Here is a 20,795-nt window from a genome sequence, read left to right on the forward strand (position 1 = left end):
ACGAATATACAGATAGTATAACAATCCCTTCCTGCTGAATTGATTCAGGTCAGGCCAAATGGCGGTAATTTATACACAAAATGCTGGCCTGGCTCACTTTTTAACAATCAATTATACAAGCTCGAACTTCCTGCCTTCCCTGGGGACGACTGAACAGGGATCCTGATGAATAATGACATCTGAACCCGGAAAACGCCGCAAAATCGCCTGCTCTACCTGGTCAGCCACAAAATGCGCCTGAACGAGCGGCAGATTATCTTCCATTTCCAAATGAATCTGAATAAAGCGAGTCGGCCCTGACTGCCGCGTGCGGAGATCGTGCGCGCCGCTGACTCCCGGCCATGACGTCACGATATCAATAATTTCCTGTCGTTCCGCATCGGGCAGCGCGCGATCCAATAATGACTGCACCGCCTCATACCCCATACGTAACGCGCTATACAAAATATAGATGCCGATACCTAACGCAAACAGGGCATCCGCACGATGCCAACCGTACCAGGATAACCCCAGCGCGATAAGAATCGCTCCGTTCATCATAACATCAGACTGATAATGAAGCATATCCGCCCGTACCGCCTGACTTTGGGTCTTGCGTACCACCCAGCGCTGAAACGTGACCAGTATAATAGTGCATATCAGAGCGATGACGGTAACGCCAATCCCCACGCCGGGGTCGTTCATTGGCGTCGGCTTAATCAGATTCTGGATACTGGTCAAAAACAAAAACAACGCCGAACCGGAAATAAACATACTTTGCGCCAGCGCCGCCAGCGACTCCGCTTTACCGTGACCAAACGTATGTTCATCATCTGCGGGTTGCAGCGAATAACGCACGACCAACAAATTCGTCAATGACGCGGCAATATCCACCAGCGAGTCCACCAACGCCGCCAGAATACTCACCGATCCCGTATACCACCACGCAAAAATTTTGATCAAAAGTAACGCTGATGCCATCGCCGTTGCCGCGATAGCCGCCCGGCTAACCAGCCGTCCATAGGTTTGATTCATAAATACTCCCGCTATCTTCTGCCGGTAGTATAACGGATGGTTTAAAACAGTAAGCTAATAACAGAATGACAAACTGGAGATAAAAAAAACCCCCACATCATGTGGGGGAAGACAGGGATGGTGTCTATGGCAAGGAAAACAGGGTTGTTACTGGGAACGTGAGTTGCTACTACTCAATAATTTCAACGATGAACTTTTTTGCCATTGCGCCACGTCGCGCAGTTGCTCCATTCGTTGCTGATGCTTTTCATTCAAAACCGCTTGCTGCTCCGGCGTTAACAGGCGATACATCTGGTTACGCACGCGGGCCATTTCGACCTGGCGGGCAACCTGCTCTTGCGCCATTTTTTCTGCCTGAGCGCGCACAGCGCTTTCATCAAATTTTTCTGCGGTGACAAGCCGATGCATTGTCTCCATTTCGCTAACATTAACAGGAGGCTGTTCGTGCCTTGCCTGTTGCATAAGATCTCGCATCTGCTGACGCTGATGTTCGGTTAAACTTATGCCGTCAAACATATGATTTTGCGCGCTACGCTGCGTGGCCCCGTCACCGGGGTGCCAGTTATCGCTTGTAACAACTTCAGCTGCGTGGCTTAAAAAACTGAATGCCAGCGTTGAGGCCATAACAGCAGCGGTAACTTTGCGCATCGCTTGCTCCCAAAATCTTTTCTGTCGCGATTCAACGAGAGACAGTTTACGATTCGGGCTGCAAACATGCGTCAGGGGGTGTAAAACAACGTAAAGTCATGGATTAGCGACGCCTGATGACGTAATTTCTGCCTCGGAGGTACGTAAACAATGAATAAAATCCTGTTAGTTGATGATGACCGAGAGCTGACTTCCCTGTTAAAAGAGCTCCTCGAAATGGAAGGTTTTAATGTCCTGGTGGCCCACGACGGCGAGCAGGCGCTTGAGCTTTTGGATGACAGCATCGATTTACTTTTGCTTGACGTCATGATGCCGAAGAAAAACGGTATCGATACGTTGAAAGCGCTTCGCCAGACACACCAGACGCCTGTCATTATGCTGACCGCGCGCGGCAGCGAGCTGGATCGCGTTCTCGGCCTTGAGCTGGGCGCGGACGACTATTTGCCCAAACCGTTTAACGACCGCGAGCTGGTAGCGCGCATCAGGGCTATTTTGCGCCGTTCCCACTGGAGCGAACAGCAGCAGAGCAGCGACAACGGCTCGCCGACGCTGGAAGTCGATGCGCTAAGCCTTAATCCGGGTCGCCAGGAAGCCAGTTTCGATGGCCAAACGCTGGAGCTGACCGGTACGGAATTCACCCTGCTCTATTTGCTGGCGCAACACCTCGGCCAGGTGGTTTCCCGTGAACATTTAAGTCAGGAAGTGCTGGGTAAGCGCCTGACGCCGTTCGATCGCGCCATTGATATGCATATTTCTAACCTGCGCCGCAAACTGCCGGAACGCAAAGACGGTCACCCGTGGTTTAAAACATTGCGTGGTCGCGGCTATCTGATGGTTTCCGCTTCATGATAGGAAGTTTAACCGCGCGCATCTTCGCCATCTTCTGGTTGACGCTGGCGCTGGTGCTAATGCTGGTACTGATGTTGCCCAAGCTCGATTCACGCCAGATGACCGAGCTGCTGGACAGCGAACAGCGCCAGGGATTGATGATAGAGCAACATGTAGAAGCTGAACTTGCGAACGATCCGCCCAACGACCTGATGTGGTGGCGTCGCCTGTTCCGCGCGATCGATAAGTGGGCGCCGCCTGGACAGCGGTTATTACTGGTGACCTCTGAAGGACGCGTGATCGGCGCTGAACGCAGCGAAATGCAGATCATTCGTAACTTCATTGGTCAGGCGGATAACGCCGATCATCCGCAGAAGAAAAAATATGGCCGCGTAGAGATGGTGGGGCCGTTCTCCGTTCGCGACGGAGAGGATAATTACCAGCTTTACTTGATTCGACCGGCCAGCAGTTCGCAATCCGATTTTATTAATCTGCTGTTTGACCGCCCGCTCCTGTTGCTCATTGTCACGATGCTGGTCAGTTCGCCGCTCTTGCTATGGCTGGCATGGAGTCTGGCGAAACCGGCGCGTAAGTTGAAAAACGCGGCTGATGAAGTGGCGCAAGGCAACCTGCGTCAGCATCCGGAGCTGGAGGCGGGTCCGCAGGAGTTCCTCGCCGCTGGCGCCAGTTTTAACCAGATGGTGACGGCGCTGGAACGGATGATGACCTCGCAGCAGCGTTTGCTGTCAGACATCTCCCATGAGCTGCGAACGCCCCTTACGCGCCTGCAACTGGGTACCGCGCTGCTGCGTCGTCGTGGCGGCGAAAGCAAAGAGCTGGAGCGTATTGAAACCGAAGCGCAGCGTCTGGACAGCATGATCAATGACCTGCTGGTGATGTCGCGTAACCAACAGAAAAATGCGCTGGTCAGCGAAACGATGAAAGCCAATCAGCTATGGGGCGAAGTGCTGGATAACGCCGCCTTTGAAGCCGAACAGATGGGCAAGTCGTTAACGGTAAATTATCCGCCGGGGCCGTGGCCGCTCTATGGCAACCCAAACGCGCTGGAAAGCGCGCTGGAAAATATTGTTCGTAATGCGCTGCGCTATTCACATACGAAGATTGAAGTCGGCTTCTCGGTGGATAAAGACGGTATTACGATCACGGTCGATGACGACGGGCCGGGCGTCAGCCCTGAAGACCGTGAGCAGATCTTCCGTCCGTTCTATCGCACTGATGAGGCGCGCGACCGCGAGTCTGGCGGCACCGGGCTGGGGCTGGCGATTGTCGAAAGCGCCATGCAGCAGCACCGCGGCTGGGTGAAGGCTGACGATAGCCCGCTGGGTGGGTTGCGGCTCACGCTGTGGCTACCGCTGTACAAGCGAACCTAAAAACCATCGGCCTGCGAATGCAGGCCGATTTTTTATCTCGCCGTCGAGATTTACCGGGAAATGTCTGGCGCCAGAATCCACTCGGCGCTGTCGTTCCACACGTCCATCCGGGTAATTTTGCCATCGCGCACTTCGAAACGATCGATAAAGCGGTTATCGGCAAACGGGCGACCGTCGGGCCATTCGCCATACAACGTACCGTTGGAATAAATCACAACGTAATCATCATGCTGCACCGCATCAAACTCGCCCAGCGCCTTCTTCACCCACTTGTAGCGAGCGCCGTTAAACTGCGCGATATCTGCCGCGCCCGCCATCGCCCGGCCTCCGGTGAAGGTAATTTTCACCTCCGGGTGCATATACGTTGCGGCGCGTTCAGCATCGGGAATCATTGAGGCCACCAAAAATTCTTTTACGATCGCCACCGCATTTTCAGCTTCAGTCATAATCCTTCCTTTCATTTTGGCGGAGTTTTATCCCCCCACAGTCGTCTGGCGCTATCTTCAATTTTGCCGCTCAAACGACGCTTTTGCATGGTGCGGCTCCAGCTCGCCGACAGCCCGGCGGCGCTCAACAGCCGGTGATATTGTTCGTCATCAAACGGCATAGACCAGGCGATAACACCCGCTTCATGAACCGAGACATCGCTCAGACGCGACGCCAGTTCCAGCGGCGCATCGCTGGAGACCTTACCTGGCGCAATGACCCGATACAGCCAGCCGGTTTTTCCGCTGTTCTGCATAAGGAGGGCCATGTCGCTGATGGCAAAGTGGAAATTAAGTTTAAAGCATGGAGAGCGCGGCTGAGTGACCTGGATCAACGCCTCGCCCCAGCGGTAGATGTCGCCAATAAACACGTTGTGTTCGGTCATTCCGTCCGTCGACAGATTCTCGCCAAACGCCGGGGCGCAAAACAGCGTCGCCTGCTCGGGGAACTGGCGAATCCAATCAGCATAGTGTTCGCGGGGGTAATGGCATAGCGCGCGGTCGGGGCCGCCGTGGATTTTCTTTTCGGCCTGCTGATCGCCTGCCAGACCCAGCTCGGTCAGCATAAGTTCGCCGTCGATTTGCACCTTGGCGATAGCGCTCGGGCGGCTGCCGTCATAGTCACGAATTTTGCCAATAAACACGTCAACCGGATAATGCATCTGCTGCTCCTTACGCGGATACAAAAAAAGCGAGTCATCAGACTCGCTTCTACAGACGTGCAATGCAAATTATTTTTTAGCGGCGAAACGCGCTGCTGCTTCGTCCCAGTTCACCACGTTCCAGAACTCTTTGATGTAGTCCGGGCGGCGGTTCTGGAATTTCAGATAGTAAGCGTGTTCCCACACGTCCAGACCCAGGATCGGGAAGCCGGAAGCGCCGGAAATGGCTTCACCCATCAGCGGGGAATCCTGGTTTGCGGTAGAAACCACAGCCAGTTTGTCACCTTTCAGCACCAGCCACGCCCAGCCGGAACCGAAACGGGTTGCTGCTGCTTTTTCGAATTCAGCTTTGAAGTTGTCAACGGAACCGAAGTCACGCTCGATAGCCGCTTTCAGGTCGCCCTGCAGAGTGGTGCCTTTTTTCAGCCCTTTCCAGAACAGGCTGTGGTTAGCGTGGCCGCCCGCGTTGTTACGCAGCACGGTTTTTTTGTCCGCTGGCACCTGGTCCAGTTTAGTAATCAGTTCTTCAACCGGCAGGCTGGCAAACTCAGGCAGGTTTTCCAGCGCCGCGTTAGCGTTGTTGACATAGGTTTGATGGTGTTTGGTGTGGTGAATCTCCATCGTCTGCTTATCGAAGTGCGGTTCCAGTGCATCATAAGCGTACGGCAGGGATGGCAGTGTATAACTCATAATCATCTCCATTATTGTCGAGCGGCACAGTGTTAACGCCGCGTAAGCAGTTGGTTCATTATAGTTAATTAAATGATATTGAAAATGATTATCAATGCCGTACTTTTTCCAGGGTTATAAACGTTACGGCATCCGCTGAAAAAAACCGTTTTTTACGCCTCCAACCGAAACCGCCTGTTGATGAATTCCTGGAAATCATGAAATGTGAAACAGGGTTTCAAAATCTTTCTTTTGGTGCCAAATTTTGTCAGCGGTGGCAAAATCAAGAAGGTTATAATTTCACACTGCAATTACATTCCCGGTAAATTATTACAATTGCGAGGGAATCATGAAGCAACCTGGTTTTATACGTCTGGCTACGTTGGCCTTACTCTCCACACTCTCTTTCTTCTCCCACGGCGAAACCATTTTGCGCCTGGCCTACGCTGAAAATAGCCAGCCGGTAAAAGATGCGTTGCACTTCCTGGGGCAGCAAGTGGAAGAGAAAACGGGCGGCGATATCAAAGTACAGTACTTCCCGGACGGACAGCTTGGCGGCGAGCGCGAACTGGTGGAGTTGACGCAGGTCGGCGTCGTCGACATCACTAAAGTGTCGTCCGGGCTGATGGAGAGTTTTTCGCCTGAGTACGGCGTGTTCTCACTTCCCTACCTGTTTGCCACCGTCGAGGAATACTACCGCGTAATGGATAACCCGCAGGTGATGGAGCCTGTTTATCAGTCCACCGCCGCGCAGGGGTTTGTCGGCGTAGGCTGGTATGATTCCGGCGCGCGTAATTTTTATATGAGCAAAGCGCCGGTTAAACGCATTGAGGATTTACGCGGGAAAAAGATCCGCGTCATGCAGAGTGAGACGGCGATCCAAACCCTCAAACTGCTGGGCGCTTCGCCCATCGCCATGAGCCAGGCGGAGGTCTATACCTCGTTACAACAAGGCATTCTCGACGGCGCGGAAAACAATGAGTTCGCTCTCACCATCGCCCGCCACGGCGAAGTCGCCCGTTATTACACCTACGATATGCACACCCGCATTCCCGATATCCTGCTAATGAGTACCCTCACGCTGGAAAAGCTGACGCCGGAACAGCAGCGCATCGTCGAAGCCGCCATCAAGGCGTCGATCGAATTTGAGAAAGCCGCATGGGACAAGGAAATAGAGAAAACCAGGCTGGCGGCGGTAAAAGATTTCAACGTTGAATTCTACGAGATCGACAAAAAACCCTTCCAGGAGGCGGTACAGCCTATTTACGACGGCCTGAAAAACAAGCCGCGGCTTTACGGCCTGTATCAACGTATCCAGACAGCAAAAAATTAATCTAATCAGGAAATTAAGATGAACACATTCAGAAAAGGACTTGATTTATTGCTGGGCGCTATTTGTTGCCTGGTGCTGGCGATAATGGTGGGCATCGCCTGTTGGCAGGTGGTGAGCCGCTACATTCTGGGCGTTCCCAGTACCCTTACCGAAGAGATGCTGCGATTTCTCCTGGTGTGGGTATCAATGCTGGGCATGGCTTTTGTCGCCGGTCAGAAACAGCATATCAGTCTGACTATCTTACTGGATAAGGTGTCGCCGACGATTCGCGGCTGGTGGGATATCATCCTGCAGGTCATTTTTATCGCGTTTTCCATTTGGGTATTGATTATCGGCGGCTTGAAGATTTCTGCGATTTCTATGCTGCAAATCTCCCCTGCGCTGGGCATTCCGATGGGGAAAATTTATTACGCGCTCCCCTGCGCGGGCGTACTGATCATCCTCTATGGGCTGCTGAATATCGTTGACGCCCTGAAAGCTATCCATTCCGCCACGGATACCACTGAGCACACTCTGGAGAAATCACATGATTGACCCTATTTTTGCGTCCTGTACGCTAATTGCCGTCTTTGTTGTTTTACTGGCCATGGGCGCGCCTATCGGGATCTGCATCGTTATCGCCTCTTTCAGCACCATGATGCTGGTACTGCCTTTCGATATTTCGATGTTCGCCACCGCGCAAAAAATGTTCTCCAGCCTGGACAGTTTTGCCTTGCTGGCCGTGCCGTTCTTCGTTTTGTCCGGGGTGATCATGAATAGCGGGGGAATTGCCGCCCGACTGGTCAATTTTGCCAAACTGTTTACTGGCAAACTGCCCGGCTCGCTCTCTTACACCAACATCGTCGGCAATATGATGTTTGGTGCTATTTCCGGATCGGCGATTGCCGCCTCAACCTCTATCGGCGGCGTGATGGTGCCGATGAGCGCGCGCGAAGGTTACGATCGCGGTTTTGCGGCCGCGGTGAATATCGCCTCCGCGCCGACGGGAATGTTAATTCCACCCACCACGGCTTTTATCCTTTACGCGCTGGCAAGCGGGGGAACATCGATTGCCGCTCTGTTCGCCGGCGGTCTGGTCGCGGGAGTGCTGTGGGGCGTTGGCTGTATGCTGGTCACGCTGGTGGTCGCTAAACGTCGAAATTATCGGGTTTTCTTCACCGTCCAAAAAGGCATGGCGCTAAAAGTTGCCGTTGAGGCCATTCCCAGCCTGTTACTGATCGTGATTATTGTCGGCGGCATTGTGCAGGGGATTTTCACCGCCATTGAAGCCTCCGCGATTGCCGTGGTGTATACGTTATTGCTGACGATGGTGTTTTACCGCACGCTGAAAATTAAGGATTTGCCTTCGATTTTGCTCCAGACAGTGGTAATGACCGGGGTCATCATGTTCCTGCTGGCAACCTCTTCGGCGATGTCCTTCTCGATGTCGATCACCAATATTCCTGCGGCGCTGAGCGATATGATCCTCGGTATTTCCGCCAATAAACTGGTTATCCTGTTAGTCATTACCGTCTTTTTGTTGATTATCGGCGCATTTATGGATATCGGTCCGGCCATTCTGATTTTTACCCCGATTCTGCTGCCGATCATGGCTAAACTGGGCGTCGATCCGGTGCATTTCGGCATTATCATGATCTATAACCTGGCGATTGGCACCATTACGCCGCCAGTTGGCAGTGGTTTATATGTCGGGGCGAGCGTCGGTAAGGTCAAAGTTGAGGAAGTGATTAAACCGTTGCTGCCTTTTTACGGCGCGATTATCGGCGTTCTGTTATTAATTACCTACATTCCGGAAATCACACTGTTCTTACCCCGTCTACTGGGCATCATGTAAGCGCATAGTTTCCTGCACATCTCGTTGCCGGATGGCGATTCGCGTCTTATCCGGCCAACGCGCGATAATAATTATCCGCAGGTCATCACCAGGTAAAAAAAACCGGCTACCTATAAAGTAGCCGGAAAAGGGAATAAATAATAAACAGGGATAATGATTAGAATGTGTAGCCTATACCCACGCGGAAACGGGTTTGTCTTTCATCGCTGTTGCTATTGACGGAAACATTACCTACCTCAACAAATGGCGACCATTGGTCAATAATATAGGCAGTTCTGAAGTTATATTCATAGTTATCTTTGCCGCCATCGTAAAGATCATATTTATCAGCTTTCTTATAAATTCCTTCGATTGTCCAGTCAAAGTTGTTCCATTTATAACCCGCCCAGACATCCATACGATTGATGGTATCATCATCACGGATATCAGAAGAACGGCGTACATATTCAAAACGATAGCGCGCGCCAACCCACCAGCTTTCATTTAATGTCCACGTCGCGCGGAAGTAAGGCTTATAGGTAGAGTAACCGTTGCCTGTTTCCAGCACGAAACCCGGTTGCCAGGCGACATCACCGGTTTTAAATTGGTAGCTTATCGTATATTCGTTGCCCTGTGTTTCCAGGTCATTAAACGCTTTATTGGTGTCATCCCCGCCTGATTTTGAGATAGCTTCTATCGCAAAACCAACACCATTCGCAAACCGATGAGAAATATACGCACGGTCATAGTTAGCTTTACTGTCATCAAGATATTCATGACGAACATCGACATATACTGCATGCGCATTTGTTACAACAAGAGGTAATAGTAAGAAAAGAGATTTTCTCATAACAGAATCCATTTAATTTAAAATTAAAACGTTGTTTCATGTCAGACCGTTACAACCATAATACGCAATGTGAATGGCGACAATATAGACAAAGATCTTTAATTTAAAATTGGGATAATGTTCAAAAAGCAAAATAAAATAAATGAAATTCATATTCGTCATATAAAATAAAAATCAAAACACCATCAACAACGCCAATATAGGAATTTCCTTATACTTATATTTCATTGATTCCTAACGTTAATTTCAATATATTTAAATTGTAAATACAAATAAAACAACCAAATAATTACTGTATAACTACCCTTTTATCAAACGGTAAGTCAGACCATTCCCATTATGTGATCTCACGCAGCGTTTTCTTTGTATTGTTGCCAGCTAAGTCGTTTCGTGTCGTTATGATGAAGGTATTTTAGAAAAACAAATATTACCCACTGATTTAAATAACATCCAGACGGTCACGATGCGCTCCGACTTTTTTAAAACGTGAAGTTAATCACTTCATTAACGTGCTGATTGCCAGAATACACCCAACGGCGGCAATCGTTATAAGGTTACCAGGCTGCGTAATTTTTAAACTCATGCAAACGGAAGGGGTATCCCGTCCATAAAAAATAATGAGGAACATGTCATGAGTAACGCGATTACGATGGGTATTTTCTGGCATTTGATAGGGGCGGCCAGTGCAGCCTGCTTCTATGCCCCGTTCAAGCAAGTGAAACAGTGGTCATGGGAAACCATGTGGTCAGTGGGCGGCATCGTCTCATGGCTTATTCTGCCGTGGACAATTAGCGCTCTGTTACTGCCTGATTTCTGGGCCTATTATGGGCAGTTTAACCTCTCCACCCTTTTACCGGTTTTTCTGTTCGGCGCCATGTGGGGCATCGGCAATATTAATTACGGTCTGACCATGCGTTATCTCGGCATGTCGATGGGTATCGGCATCGCTATCGGCATTACGCTTATCGTCGGCACGCTGATGACGCCTATCATCAACGGTAACTTCGATGTGTTAATCCATACCGAAGGGGGACGCATGACGCTACTTGGCGTTTTTGTCGCGCTGATCGGCGTCGGGATTGTGACGCGCGCCGGACAGTTAAAAGAACGCAAAATGGGCATTAAAGCGGAGGAGTTCAATCTGAAGAAAGGGCTTCTGCTGGCAGTGATGTGCGGTATTTTCTCGGCGGGGATGTCTTTTGCCATGAACGCCGCGAAACCGATGCATGAAGCTGCTGCCGCGCTTGGCGTTGACCCGCTCTATGTCGCGCTGCCGAGTTACGTGGTGATTATGGGCGGCGGCGCGCTGGTGAACCTCGGTTTCTGTTTTATCCGCCTGGCAAAAGTGCAAAATCTGTCGATAAAAGCCGACTTCTCGCTGGCAAGACCGTTGATTATCAGCAATATTCTGCTGTCCGCGCTTGGCGGTCTGATGTGGTATTTACAGTTCTTTTTCTATGCCTGGGGTCACGCGCGCATTCCAGCGCAATATGACTACATGAGCTGGATGCTGCACATGAGCTTCTATGTGCTGTGCGGGGGGCTTGTCGGTCTGGTGCTAAAAGAGTGGAAAAATGCTGGCCGCCGTCCCGTTGCCGTATTAAGCCTCGGCTGCGTGGTAATTATTATCGCGGCGAATATTGTCGGTTTAGGCATGGCCAGTTAATCGCTTTGATTACTGAGATGGCGCCATTGGCTCGGCGTCATCCCGGTTTCCCGCGTGAACACCACTGAAAAATAATTACTATCTTCAAAGCCACACTGCATCGAAATCTCGCTAATCATCAGCGGGCTATGCTGAAGCAGATACTGCGCGTGGCAAATACGGACCTGGCGTAAATATTGATTAATCGTCATCCCGGTTTGGGCGCGAAACTGCTGCCGCAGCACCCGTTCGCTGCATTGTTCCTGCTGACAAAACGCATCCAGCGCAAAGGAGCTCTCAAGGCTATTAGCCAAAGCGGTAATTAATTTATCCAACAGGGTTTCTCTGGAGGTTGCCGGAAGATCGTCGGTCGCGTAGCGATGCCGTTTTAACGTCATTACCAGTTGACCAAACAGCAATTCCGCCATCTCATTCGCCAGCGGATCGCGCCCATTACTCTCATGTTCAAGCTGGTTAATGACCTGCCGCGCCTGATTCATTCCCATACTGCCCAGCCGCCAGTGAGGATGCCACTGCGCTCCCTGAAATCCGGGAATCATCGCCTGCCAGTTTACATTGAGTTTCAAACGCTCCGGGCAATAAATAATATTTTGCAGCACCAGATCGTTAACGGAGGTATAGGAGTGTTTGTCTTCAGCACGAATGTAAAACAGATCGCCGCGGGTAATTCTGTATGGACGGTCATTAAGAACGTGTAGACCATTGCCCCGCCAGACCATCACCAGTTCACAAAACTCATGCGTATGTTCCGCAAAAACATCCTGTGGATAGCGATCGGCAACCGTAACGGCCTGCTGCTCATCAGTAAAAAAATCTTTTTTCAAAAGGATTAACTGATTTGCCACCGCAGAACCTCATGTTGAATGCTTGCCGGATGGCGCTACGCTTATTCTGTCTACCGCTTGCCGCCGTAGGCCAGGTAAGGCGCAACCGCCATCCGGTATTAAAGGGTATAATTATCAGCATATTGGCGACGAAAAACGTTGATAGCGTTCGCGTTACTGGATCATCGCATCGCGTCCCTGACGGATATCCCGCGGCGACCAGTTAAATTCTCGGCGAAACAGAGTCGAAAAGTGGTTACTGTCGCCAAAACCGCAGCGGTACGCGATTTCCGTCACGCTATGATCGCTATGGCGTAATAAATGCCGGGCTTTGATCAAACGCAGGCGATTAAGGTAACGTTGCGGCGTCAGGCCGGTATGCTGTTTAAGCTGACGATGCAGCGTGCGTAGCGACAGCGAAAACTGTTCAGCTACCGCCTCCCAGCAGACCTCCTCCGCAAAATGGTCTTCCAGCCATGCCATCAGTTGGTTAAGTTTGGCGTCGTTATTGGTCGCGCCTTCCATCAGGCTACTGCGGCGTAACAGTACCAGTAGTTGCATGAACAAAATTTCGCGATTCGCCACGGCAGGCGCATCCATGCCGTCTCCGGCGCGCTCCATCAGGCCGACCAACTGGCGCACTTGCTGCAACGCGCTCTGATTCACCCGCCAGTGAGAAGGGTAGTAACCATCCTGCTCCTGCGGCAGTAATTGCTCCAGCCCCGCCAGGAACTGAAAGGCGTCCGGTGAACGCCACAGTACATTCGTCAGGCATAAGTTGTCGGTATGTTCATATAAATGCCGGTCGTGATCGCGAACAAAACATACGGTACCGCCGCTAATGGTATACGGCTGCCCGTTGAATACATGAATGCCCGTACCGTGTTCCACAATCACGATTTCATGGAAGTCATGATGGTGTTCAGGGAAAGCGGCTTGTGGCAGACGAGGTTCAATCGCTACGGGCGCTTTACCTGATGGAAAAAAATCCACGCTATGCAGTACGGTCATGGTTGCTTCCTCCTGAATTCAACATGTCCGAATAGTAATTAAGGGCTATCGGCCTCACCTTAAATTTTTGACGCTAAAGCGCGCAAACATGGTCTTTTTTTCAAGAAAAGGCGGGAAAAAGCGGGAAATGCGGACGACATCACACCGGCCTATTAGTAGAAACTGTGAACGCTATCACGTTCATCTTTGCCTTGTTGCCAGCGGCTCATTTTCCTGTCAGTAACGAGAAGGTAGGTCTTTGAGGGCTTTTTTAGACTGTGCGCAATGACTCTAAGAAGGACCTGATTATGACTTTTCGCCATTGTGTCGCGGTTGATCTCGGCGCATCCAGCGGGCGCGTGATGCTGGCGCGTTACGACAGCAAACACCGTACCCTGACGCTACGTGAAATTCACCGTTTTGTGAACTGCCTACAAAAAACAGACGGGTTTGACACCTGGGACATCGACAGTCTGGAAAAGGATATCCGTCTTGGTCTGAAGAAAGTCTGCAATGAAGGCATTCTTATCGACAGCATCGGCATCGACACCTGGGGCGTCGATTATGTCCTGCTGGATAAACAAGGTCAGCGTGTCGGCTTGCCGGTCTCCTACCGCGATAACCGTACCACGGGCATCATGCCGCAAGCGCTGGTCCAGATCGGCAAAAGCGAAATCTATCGCCGCAGCGGGATTCAGTTTCTGCCGTTTAACACCATCTATCAGCTACGCGCGCTGACGAAACAACAGCCTGAGTTAACGGCGCAGGTCGCTCATGCGCTGCTGATGCCCGATTATTTCAGTTACCGCCTGACCGGTGAAATGAACTGGGAATACACCAACGCCACGACCACCCAGTTGGTCAATATCAATACCGATGACTGGGACGAGACCCTGCTGGCGTGGACCGGCGCGAAAAAGAGCTGGTTCGGTCGCCCCTCACACCCTGGCAATGTTATCGGCGACTGGATTTGCCCGCAGGGCAACCGTATTCCGGTGGTAGCCGTCGCCAGCCACGATACCGCCAGCGCCGTTATTGCCTCTCCGCTGGCAAATAAACATAGCGCTTACCTGTCTTCAGGCACCTGGTCATTGATGGGTTTTGAAAGCAAAAAACCCTACACCACTGATGAGGCGCTGGCCGCCAATATCACCAACGAAGGCGGCGCGGAAGGGCGTTATCGGGTACTGAAAAACATTATGGGTTTGTGGCTGCTCCAGCGCGTGCTGAAAGAACGGCGCATTACCGATCTGCCTGCGCTTATCGCCCAAACAGAAGCGCTGCCGGCCTGCCGTTTCCTGATTAACCCGAATGACGATCGCTTTATCAATCCTGACGATATGCACGCCGAAATCCAGGCCGCCTGTCGCGAGACCGACCAGCCCGTTCCCGTCAGCGATGCCGAACTGGCGCGCTGCATTTTCGACAGTCTGGCGCTGTTGTATGCCGACATTCTGCACGAACTGGCAAATCTGCGCGGCGAAAAATTTACCCAACTGCATATTGTCGGCGGCGGATGCCAAAACGCGCTACTCAACCAGTTGTGCGCCGATGCATGTGGTATTCGCGTGATGGCCGGGCCGGTTGAAGCCTCCACCCTTGGCAATATTGGTATTCAGCTTATGACCCTCGACGAATTAAACAACATCGATGACTTCCGTCAGGTCGTCAGCGCTAACTACGACCTGACAACCTATATCCCTAATCCTGATAGTGAAATTGCCCGCCACGTTGCGCAGTTTCAACCCAAACGACAGACAAAGGAGCTTTGCGCATGACCACTCAACTGGAACAAGCCTGGGAACTGGCAAAACAACGTTTCGCCGCAGTAGGTATTGATGTCGAGGAGGCGCTGCGCCAGCTCGATCGCCTGCCGGTTTCCATGCACTGCTGGCAGGGCGACGATGTTGCCGGATTCGAGAACCCGGAAGGTTCGTTGACGGGCGGAATTCAGTCGACCGGCAACTATCCGGGCAAAGCGCGTAACGCCACCGAACTGCGCGCCGATCTGGAACAGGCGCTGCGTCTGATCCCAGGACCAAAACGGCTGAACCTGCACGCCATTTACCTTGAGTCGGATACGCCGGTTGCTCGCGACCAGATCAAACCGGAGCATTTTAAAAACTGGGTGGAGTGGGCGAAAGCGAACCGGCTGGGGCTGGATTTCAACCCCACCTGTTTTTCTCATCCACTGAGCGCTGACGGTTTTACCCTCTCTCATCCAGACGCGAAAATTCGCCAGTTCTGGATCGATCACTGCAAGGCCAGCCGCCGCGTCTCGGCATACTTTGGTGAGCAGCTCGGTACGCCGTCGGTGATGAACATCTGGATTCCGGACGGCATGAAAGACATTACCGTCGACCGTTTAGCCCCGCGCCAGCGCCTGCTGGAAGCGCTGGATGAGGTCATTAGCGAGAAATTCGACCCGGCGCACCACATCGACGCCGTTGAGAGCAAACTGTTTGGCATCGGCGCGGAAAGCTACACCGTCGGCTCCAATGAGTTCTACATGGGCTACGCCACCAGCCGTCAGACCGCGCTGTGCCTGGATGCGGGCCACTTCCATCCCACCGAAGTGATTTCCGACAAAATTTCCGCCGCCATGCTCTATGTGCCACGGCTGCTACTGCACGTCAGCCGCCCGGTACGCTGGGATAGCGACCACGTGGTGCTCCTGGACGATGAAACCCAGGCAATTGCCAGCGAAATCGTCCGTCATAACCTGTTCGACCGTGTGCATATCGGTCTGGATTTCTTCGACGCCTCTATCAACCGTGTCGCCGCGTGGGTTATCGGTACCCGCAACATGAAAAAAGCGCTGCTGCGCGCTCTGCTGGAACCCACAGATCAACTGCGTCAGCTTGAGGCCAGCGGCGATTACACCGCGCGTCTGGCGCTGCTGGAAGAGCAAAAATCTCTGCCGTGGCAGGCCGTCTGGGAAATGTATTGCCAGCGTCACGACACGCCGGCTGGCAGCCAGTGGCTGGACAGCGTTCGCGTCTATGAAAAAGAGATCCTGAGCAAACGTAGCTGACAGCGACACCTGATCTGTAGGCCGGATAAGACGCCCGCGTCGCCATCCGGCAATAAATGAAACACGATTGCCGGATGGCGCTGCGCTTATCCGGCCTACGTAAGACCCGAATAACCTTCGGGCAATAAATGGGAACACGAACATGCAAAATATTACCGATTCCTGGTTCGTCCAGGGCATGATTAAAGCCACGTCTGATGCGTGGCTGAAAGGGTGGGACGAACGTAATGGCGGTAACCTGACGCTGCGTCTGGATGAAGCCGATATCGCACCGTTTGCAGCTAATTTCCACGAAAAACCGCGCTACATCGCGCTAAGTCAACCCATGCCGCTGCTGGCGAATACGCCGTTTATCGTTACCGGTTCCGGCAAATTCTTCCGCAACGTGCAGCTCGATCCGGCAGCCAATTTAGGCGTGGTCAAAATCGACAGTGACGGCGCAGGCTACCACATTCTGTGGGGCTTAACCCACGACGCGGTACCCACCTCTGAACTCCCGGCGCATTTCCTTTCCCACTGCGAACGCATCAAAGCCACCCACGGCAAAGACCGCGTCATTATGCATTGCCATGCGACTAACCTGATCGCCCTCACCTACGTACTGGAAAACAACACTGCGCTGATCACCCGCAAACTGTGGGAAGGCAGCACCGAATGTCTGGTGGTATTCCCGGACGGTGTCGGCATTCTGCCGTGGATGGTGCCAGGCACCGATGAAATCGGCCAGGCCACCGCGCAAGAAATGCAGAAACATTCGCTGGTACTGTGGCCATTCCACGGCGTGTTCGGAAGCGGACCTACGCTGGATGAAACCTTCGGTTTGATAGATACCGCAGAGAAATCCGCTGAGGTATTAGTCAAAATCTATTCGATGGGCGGTATGAAGCAGACCATCACGCGCGAAGAACTGGTCGCACTCGGCAAACGTTTTGGCGTGACACCGCTGGCCAGCGCCGTAGCGCTGTACTGATACCTGCCAACTCAACGCCGGATGCGGCTTTGCCTTATCCGGCCTACAGGCCGGTGCGCATTTTACCGTAGGCCCGATAAGCGTAGCGCCATCGGGCAACAGGGAATTTTTTTAAGGAGAATAGTGATGAGCTTTATGTTGGCACTGCCAAAAATTAGCCTGCATGGCGCTGGAGCGATTGCCGATATGGTGAACCTCGTGGCGAATAAGCAATGGGGCAAAGCGCTGATCGTTACCGATGGTCAACTGGTAAAGCTGGGCCTGCTGGATAGCCTGTTTAGCGCACTGGATGAACATCAAATGTCTTACCACCTGTTTGATGAGGTGTTCCCAAACCCGACAGAAGAGCTGGTGCAGAAAGGTTTTGCGGCGTATCAGAGCGCAGAATGTGACTACATTATCGCCTTCGGCGGCGGCAGCCCGATCGATACCGCAAAAGCGGTGAAAATTCTGACCGCCAACCCAGGTCCTTCTACCGCCTACTCCGGCGTCGGCAAAGTGAAAAACGCCGGCGTACCGCTGGTAGCGATTAATACTACGGCAGGTACCGCGGCAGAGATGACCAGCAACGCGGTGATTATCGACTCTGCCCGTAAGGTCAAAGAGGTGATCATCGACCCGAATATCATCCCGGATATTGCCGTGGATGACGCCAGCGTCATGCTGGAAATCCCCGCTTCTGTGACCGCCGCAACCGGCATGGATGCCCTGACCCATGCGGTGGAAGCCTATGTCTCCGTTGGCGCGCATCCGCTTACCGACGCTAACGCGCTGGAAGCGATTCGCTTAATCAATGTGTGGCTACCGAAAGCGGTTGACGATGGCCATAACCTCGAAGCCCGTGAGCAAATGGCATTCGGCCAGTACCTGGCGGGTATGGCGTTCAACAGCGCCGGTTTGGGGCTGGTTCACGCGCTGGCGCACCAGCCGGGCGCAACTCACAACCTGCCGCACGGAGTCTGCAACGCTATCCTGCTGCCAATTGTCGAGAACTTTAACCGTCCGAACGCCGTCGCGCGTTTTGCCCGTATCGCACAGGCGATGGGCGTAGAGACGCGCGGTATGTCTGACGAAGCCGCAAGTCAGGAAGCGATTAACGCTATCCGTACGCTGAGCAAACGCGTCGGCATTCCAGAAGGTTTCAGCAAGCTGGGCGTCACAAAAGAAGATATCGAAGGCTGGCTGGATAAAGCCCTCGCCGACCCGTGCGCGCCGTGTAACCCGCGCACCGCCAGCCGCGATGAAGTTCGCGAGCTGTACCTGGAGGCGTTATGATCCGCAAAGCCTTTGTGATGCAGGTAAATGCCGACGCGCACGAGGAGTATCAGCGTCGTCATAACCCAATCTGGCCGGAGCTGGAAGCCGTATTAAAATCTCACGGCGCGCATCACTACGCGATTTATCTCGATCAGGAGCGCAATCTGCTGTTCGCCACCGTTGAGATTGAATCCGAGGAGCGCTGGAACGCCGTTGCCAGCACCGACGTTTGCCAGCGTTGGTGGAAACATATGCGTGACGTTATGCCCGCGAATCCGGATAACAGCCCGGTCAGCGCAGAGCTAAAAGAGGTGTTCTATCTGCAGTAAGTCGTGTGCCCGGTGGCGCAAGCTTACCGGGCCTACGGTTTTATTTTTTGTCGGCCGGATAAGGCGGTTACGCCGCCATCCGGCAATTTCAATTCTGCTCCGCTACCAGGATAGCCTGAGTATCCGGTTCCAGCGCTTTAAAGATATGCGCCTGGTCGCCGGGATAACAAATGTAATCGCCCTCCGCCAGCTCTTCCGGCGCCTCGGTTAAGCCGACGAGGGCTTTTCCCTGCGTCACAATAATATGTTCCACCGACCCCGGCGGATGCGGGTGAGAGATCCGGTCGGCCCCCGGCTGCGTCAACAGCAAATAGATATCACGCCGCGCGCCGGGCGGACACGCCGCCAGTAATATCGCCTGATAATGCGCCTGCTCCGCCACGACTTTGGTGCCTTCTCCGCGGCGAATCACCTGCGTTTTTTGTACCTGCGGCTCCAGCAGCCTGGCAAAGGGAATGTCGAGCGCGACGCATAGCGACCATAGCGTCTCCAGGCTGGGGTTGCCGTTCCCTGCTTCCAGTTGTGAAAGCGTAGATTTAGCGATGCCTGCGCGCCGCGCAATCTCTGCCAGTGACAAACCGGTGCGCTGACGTTCACGCACCAGACTTCTGGCAATGACGCTAATAGGTTGTGTCATAAAGCATCCAACGTTCACTATAACGAACGAAATGTTCGTCTTGTAAAGCAAATCTGTTCCGTTCATTATAATGAAAATTCGTTCGATATGACTAAAGAAGATGAAACACTATTTTTCCTGTCTCAAAGGAGACACGATAAAAGCGATATTTTTAGTGTGCCTGGCCGTGGGCGTCGTCGGCATGTCCTATGGCTCACTGGCGATGGCCTACGGTTTCCCACTGTGGGTGCCGTTTGTCCTCTCTATTTTTGTGCTGGCGGGCGCGTCCGAATTTATGTTTATCGGCATCGTCGCCAGCGGCGGTAACCCACTGGCGGCTGCGGCTGCCGGACTGCTGGTGAATGCGCGCCACGTGCCGTTTGGCGTAACGGTGCGCGATTTGGTTGGCACCCGCGCCGCCAGCTTTTTCGGCTGCCATATCATGAATGATGAGAGCGTGGTGTTCGGCCTGTCGCAAAAAACACCCGAACAACGTAAAGCCGCCTACTGGCTATGCGGTCTGGGCGTCGCCCTATTCTGGCCGATTGGCACACTGATTGGCGCAGGTGTCGGCAAACTGCTCCCGGCCCCAGAAACCATCGGTCTGGATGCCGTATTCCCGGCAATCTTACTGGCGCTGGTGATCCCGGCGTTTAAAAACCGCACCACATTGATTCGTGGTTGCAGCGGCGCCGCGCTGTCGCTTGCCGCCGTTCCCTTTGTAGCTGCCGGATTGCCGGTGTTGCTTTCGCTGCTTGGCCTACTGGCGAGGAAAAAATAATGGGCAATATGACGCTATTTATTATCGGTATTGCTCTTTTGTCTGCGGGAACCTATTTGATGCGCCTCGGCGGCGCTAAACTTGGCAGCCGTCTGGCGCTGTCTGAGCGTTCACAGGCGCTGCTCTCGGATGCGGCAACGGTGCTACTATTCTCCGTCGCGCTGGCGACCACCTTTTACGAAGGCGAACATTTTGCCGGAATGGCGCGCGTTCTTGGGGTTGGCTTCGCCGTATTTTTAGCCTGGCGTAAAATGCCGCTTATTGTGGTGATTATCGCCGCTGCGGTGGTGACCGCGTTATTACGAATGGCGGGTATTAATTAACGTCTTACAGAACAGTTGGACGTGACACCCTATAAGTGATGAAGGCTGGGCCGCCCTATGCTGAAGTGGCTCAGAATTTTCGCATCAGGCGGGATAAATGCTTTCCATATGAATGCCGATCCTCAATTACACTGTCAGAGTAACTTCAACATCTTGTGATAGCTTCAGATTACTGGTTTTCCTAATAACTCTCCTTAGTTAAGGTTTACGTCAGCTATTTTTACGGATATTGCCTGACGAAATACATGAACGAAAAAAGCGCCTGATCGGCGCTTTTTATTGGCGTTATAGCGTAATTTTATAGGCACTTGC

The 20,795-nt window shown here is 52.7% G+C and carries 22 protein-coding genes; 13 read left to right on the top strand and 9 right to left on the bottom strand.

Going from position 1 to position 20,795, the window contains the following annotated elements:
* Positions 1-111 precede the first annotated feature (111 nt).
* Complete coding sequence (fieF, locus tag HU143_RS21555) at positions 112-1,014, bottom strand: CDF family cation-efflux transporter FieF (RefSeq protein WP_001077321.1); 903 nt, start codon at positions 1,012-1,014, stop codon at positions 112-114.
* 147 nt (positions 1,015-1,161) lie between these two features.
* On the bottom strand, positions 1,162-1,662 hold the full coding sequence (cpxP, locus tag HU143_RS21560; protein WP_001233463.1) for a cell-envelope stress modulator CpxP: 501 nt from the start codon (positions 1,660-1,662) through the stop codon (positions 1,162-1,164).
* Positions 1,663-1,812: 150 nt separating this feature from the next.
* On the opposite strand from cpxP, the gene cpxR reads away from it, so the two are divergent.
* Both cpxR and cpxA read left to right on the top strand, forming a co-directional pair.
* Entirely contained in the window at positions 1,813-2,511 is a 699-nt protein-coding gene (gene cpxR / locus HU143_RS21565; RefSeq protein WP_001033731.1) for an envelope stress response regulator transcription factor CpxR, read from the top strand.
* Positions 2,508-3,881, top strand: a complete 1,374-nt coding sequence (cpxA, locus tag HU143_RS21570) for an envelope stress sensor histidine kinase CpxA (RefSeq protein ID WP_000580402.1) — start codon at positions 2,508-2,510, stop codon at positions 3,879-3,881. Before cpxR ends, cpxA begins: the two co-directional genes overlap by 4 nt.
* Positions 3,882-3,931: 50 nt before the next feature.
* Here cpxA and HU143_RS21575 read toward each other — a convergent pair whose 3' ends face one another.
* The 3 genes from HU143_RS21575 to sodA form a co-directional block, all read right to left on the bottom strand.
* Positions 3,932-4,327, bottom strand: a complete 396-nt coding sequence (locus HU143_RS21575) for a nuclear transport factor 2 family protein (RefSeq protein WP_000133441.1) — start codon at positions 4,325-4,327, stop codon at positions 3,932-3,934.
* Positions 4,328-4,338: 11 nt separating this feature from the next.
* Complete coding sequence (gene yiiM, locus HU143_RS21580) at positions 4,339-5,028, bottom strand: 6-hydroxyaminopurine reductase (protein WP_000559225.1); 690 nt, start codon at positions 5,026-5,028, stop codon at positions 4,339-4,341.
* A 69-nt stretch (positions 5,029-5,097) separates the two neighbouring features.
* Positions 5,098-5,718, bottom strand: coding sequence for a superoxide dismutase [Mn] (gene sodA / locus HU143_RS21585; RefSeq protein WP_000122635.1), 621 nt, complete (start codon positions 5,716-5,718; stop codon positions 5,098-5,100).
* Between the two features lie 328 nt (positions 5,719-6,046).
* On the opposite strand from sodA, the gene HU143_RS21590 reads away from it, so the two are divergent.
* Genes HU143_RS21590 through HU143_RS21600 form a run of 3 tightly spaced genes read left to right on the top strand, consistent with a single transcriptional unit; the run spans position 6,047 to position 8,864 of the window.
* On the top strand, positions 6,047-7,030 hold the full coding sequence (locus HU143_RS21590) for a TRAP transporter substrate-binding protein (RefSeq protein ID WP_023227081.1): 984 nt from the start codon (positions 6,047-6,049) through the stop codon (positions 7,028-7,030).
* A gap of 18 nt (positions 7,031-7,048) precedes the next feature.
* Entirely contained in the window at positions 7,049-7,564 is a 516-nt protein-coding gene (locus HU143_RS21595) for a TRAP transporter small permease (protein ID WP_001091410.1), read from the top strand.
* The gene (locus HU143_RS21600) at positions 7,557-8,864 is read left to right on the top strand and encodes a TRAP transporter large permease (RefSeq protein ID WP_000566800.1); all 1,308 of its coding nucleotides are present in this window, start codon (positions 7,557-7,559) and stop codon (positions 8,862-8,864) included. The genes HU143_RS21595 and HU143_RS21600 overlap by 8 nt, the downstream gene beginning before the upstream one ends.
* A 157-nt stretch (positions 8,865-9,021) precedes the next feature.
* Here HU143_RS21600 and HU143_RS21605 read toward each other — a convergent pair whose 3' ends face one another.
* Positions 9,022-9,705, bottom strand: a complete 684-nt coding sequence (locus HU143_RS21605; protein ID WP_000378721.1) for an oligogalacturonate-specific porin KdgM family protein — start codon at positions 9,703-9,705, stop codon at positions 9,022-9,024.
* A gap of 619 nt (positions 9,706-10,324) precedes the next feature.
* Between HU143_RS21605 and rhaT the strand changes: the two genes are divergently transcribed.
* Positions 10,325-11,359 carry an L-rhamnose/proton symporter RhaT gene (rhaT, locus tag HU143_RS21610; RefSeq protein WP_000063541.1) on the top strand — a complete coding sequence of 345 codons (1,035 nt, stop codon included), beginning with the start codon at positions 10,325-10,327 and terminating at the stop codon, positions 11,357-11,359.
* Here the strand turns inward: rhaT and rhaR are convergent.
* Both rhaR and rhaS read right to left on the bottom strand, forming a co-directional pair.
* Positions 11,356-12,204: an HTH-type transcriptional activator RhaR gene (gene rhaR / locus HU143_RS21615; protein ID WP_023227080.1), complete on the bottom strand. Its 849-nt coding sequence runs from the start codon at positions 12,202-12,204 to the stop codon at positions 11,356-11,358. The two genes, rhaT and rhaR, sit on opposite strands and share 4 nt — an antisense overlap.
* A gap of 153 nt (positions 12,205-12,357) precedes the next feature.
* Positions 12,358-13,194: an HTH-type transcriptional activator RhaS gene (gene rhaS / locus HU143_RS21620; protein ID WP_000217119.1), complete on the bottom strand. Its 837-nt coding sequence runs from the start codon at positions 13,192-13,194 to the stop codon at positions 12,358-12,360.
* Between the two features lie 287 nt (positions 13,195-13,481).
* On the opposite strand from rhaS, the gene rhaB reads away from it, so the two are divergent.
* The 5 genes from rhaB to rhaM all read left to right on the top strand — a co-directional run bounded on the left by rhaB (position 13,482) and on the right by rhaM (position 18,763).
* Entirely contained in the window at positions 13,482-14,951 is a 1,470-nt protein-coding gene (gene rhaB, locus HU143_RS21625) for a rhamnulokinase (RefSeq protein WP_023227079.1), read from the top strand.
* Positions 14,948-16,207 (top strand): L-rhamnose isomerase, encoded by a 1,260-nt coding sequence (rhaA, locus tag HU143_RS21630; RefSeq protein WP_000211470.1) that lies wholly within the window; start codon positions 14,948-14,950, stop codon positions 16,205-16,207. The genes rhaB and rhaA overlap by 4 nt, the downstream gene beginning before the upstream one ends.
* Before the next feature lie 142 nt (positions 16,208-16,349).
* The gene (rhaD, locus tag HU143_RS21635) at positions 16,350-17,177 is read left to right on the top strand and encodes a rhamnulose-1-phosphate aldolase (protein WP_001179685.1); all 828 of its coding nucleotides are present in this window, start codon (positions 16,350-16,352) and stop codon (positions 17,175-17,177) included.
* A gap of 126 nt (positions 17,178-17,303) precedes the next feature.
* The gene (gene fucO / locus HU143_RS21640) at positions 17,304-18,452 is read left to right on the top strand and encodes a lactaldehyde reductase (RefSeq protein WP_000009253.1); all 1,149 of its coding nucleotides are present in this window, start codon (positions 17,304-17,306) and stop codon (positions 18,450-18,452) included.
* The gene (gene rhaM, locus HU143_RS21645; RefSeq protein ID WP_000619478.1) at positions 18,449-18,763 is read left to right on the top strand and encodes an L-rhamnose mutarotase; all 315 of its coding nucleotides are present in this window, start codon (positions 18,449-18,451) and stop codon (positions 18,761-18,763) included. The genes fucO and rhaM overlap by 4 nt, the downstream gene beginning before the upstream one ends.
* Before the next feature lie 88 nt (positions 18,764-18,851).
* On the opposite strand, the gene HU143_RS21650 is transcribed toward rhaM, so the two are convergent.
* On the bottom strand, positions 18,852-19,400 hold the full coding sequence (locus tag HU143_RS21650; RefSeq protein WP_001517951.1) for a helix-turn-helix domain-containing protein: 549 nt from the start codon (positions 19,398-19,400) through the stop codon (positions 18,852-18,854).
* Positions 19,401-19,500: 100 nt separating this feature from the next.
* Between HU143_RS21650 and HU143_RS21655 the strand changes: the two genes are divergently transcribed.
* Together HU143_RS21655 and HU143_RS21660 are read left to right on the top strand one after the other, a co-directional pair.
* Positions 19,501-20,160, top strand: a complete 660-nt coding sequence (locus HU143_RS21655) for an AzlC family ABC transporter permease (protein ID WP_000683586.1) — start codon at positions 19,501-19,503, stop codon at positions 20,158-20,160.
* Complete coding sequence (locus tag HU143_RS21660; RefSeq protein ID WP_000527677.1) at positions 20,160-20,483, top strand: AzlD domain-containing protein; 324 nt, start codon at positions 20,160-20,162, stop codon at positions 20,481-20,483. Before HU143_RS21655 ends, HU143_RS21660 begins: the two co-directional genes overlap by 1 nt.
* Positions 20,484-20,795 lie beyond the last annotated feature (312 nt).

This window comes from Salmonella sp. SJTUF14076 (assembly GCF_015534835.1).
Lineage (GTDB): Bacteria > Pseudomonadota > Gammaproteobacteria > Enterobacterales > Enterobacteriaceae > Salmonella > Salmonella enterica.

Bases quoted from the DNA above. Each gene is read 5' to 3' on its own strand.
- fieF (WP_001077321.1), bottom strand. From the start codon at position 1,014: ATGAATCAAACCTATGGACGGCTGGTTAGCCGGGCGGCTATCGCGGCA.
- cpxP (WP_001233463.1), bottom strand. From the start codon at position 1,662: ATGCGCAAAGTTACCGCTGCTGTTATGGCCTCAACGCTGGCATTCAGT.
- cpxR (WP_001033731.1), top strand. From the start codon at position 1,813: ATGAATAAAATCCTGTTAGTTGATGATGACCGAGAGCTGACTTCCCTG.
- cpxA (WP_000580402.1), top strand. From the start codon at position 2,508: ATGATAGGAAGTTTAACCGCGCGCATCTTCGCCATCTTCTGGTTGACG.
- HU143_RS21575 (WP_000133441.1), bottom strand. From the start codon at position 4,327: ATGACTGAAGCTGAAAATGCGGTGGCGATCGTAAAAGAATTTTTGGTG.
- yiiM (WP_000559225.1), bottom strand. From the start codon at position 5,028: ATGCATTATCCGGTTGACGTGTTTATTGGCAAAATTCGTGACTATGAC.
- sodA (WP_000122635.1), bottom strand. From the start codon at position 5,718: ATGAGTTATACACTGCCATCCCTGCCGTACGCTTATGATGCACTGGAA.
- HU143_RS21590 (WP_023227081.1), top strand. From the start codon at position 6,047: ATGAAGCAACCTGGTTTTATACGTCTGGCTACGTTGGCCTTACTCTCC.
- HU143_RS21595 (WP_001091410.1), top strand. From the start codon at position 7,049: ATGAACACATTCAGAAAAGGACTTGATTTATTGCTGGGCGCTATTTGT.
- HU143_RS21600 (WP_000566800.1), top strand. From the start codon at position 7,557: ATGATTGACCCTATTTTTGCGTCCTGTACGCTAATTGCCGTCTTTGTT.
- HU143_RS21605 (WP_000378721.1), bottom strand. From the start codon at position 9,705: ATGGATTCTGTTATGAGAAAATCTCTTTTCTTACTATTACCTCTTGTT.
- rhaT (WP_000063541.1), top strand. From the start codon at position 10,325: ATGAGTAACGCGATTACGATGGGTATTTTCTGGCATTTGATAGGGGCG.
- rhaS (WP_000217119.1), bottom strand. From the start codon at position 13,194: ATGACCGTACTGCATAGCGTGGATTTTTTTCCATCAGGTAAAGCGCCC.
- rhaB (WP_023227079.1), top strand. From the start codon at position 13,482: ATGACTTTTCGCCATTGTGTCGCGGTTGATCTCGGCGCATCCAGCGGG.
- rhaA (WP_000211470.1), top strand. From the start codon at position 14,948: ATGACCACTCAACTGGAACAAGCCTGGGAACTGGCAAAACAACGTTTC.
- rhaD (WP_001179685.1), top strand. From the start codon at position 16,350: ATGCAAAATATTACCGATTCCTGGTTCGTCCAGGGCATGATTAAAGCC.
- fucO (WP_000009253.1), top strand. From the start codon at position 17,304: ATGAGCTTTATGTTGGCACTGCCAAAAATTAGCCTGCATGGCGCTGGA.
- rhaM (WP_000619478.1), top strand. From the start codon at position 18,449: ATGATCCGCAAAGCCTTTGTGATGCAGGTAAATGCCGACGCGCACGAG.
- HU143_RS21650 (WP_001517951.1), bottom strand. From the start codon at position 19,400: ATGACACAACCTATTAGCGTCATTGCCAGAAGTCTGGTGCGTGAACGT.
- HU143_RS21655 (WP_000683586.1), top strand. From the start codon at position 19,501: ATGAAACACTATTTTTCCTGTCTCAAAGGAGACACGATAAAAGCGATA.
- HU143_RS21660 (WP_000527677.1), top strand. From the start codon at position 20,160: ATGGGCAATATGACGCTATTTATTATCGGTATTGCTCTTTTGTCTGCG.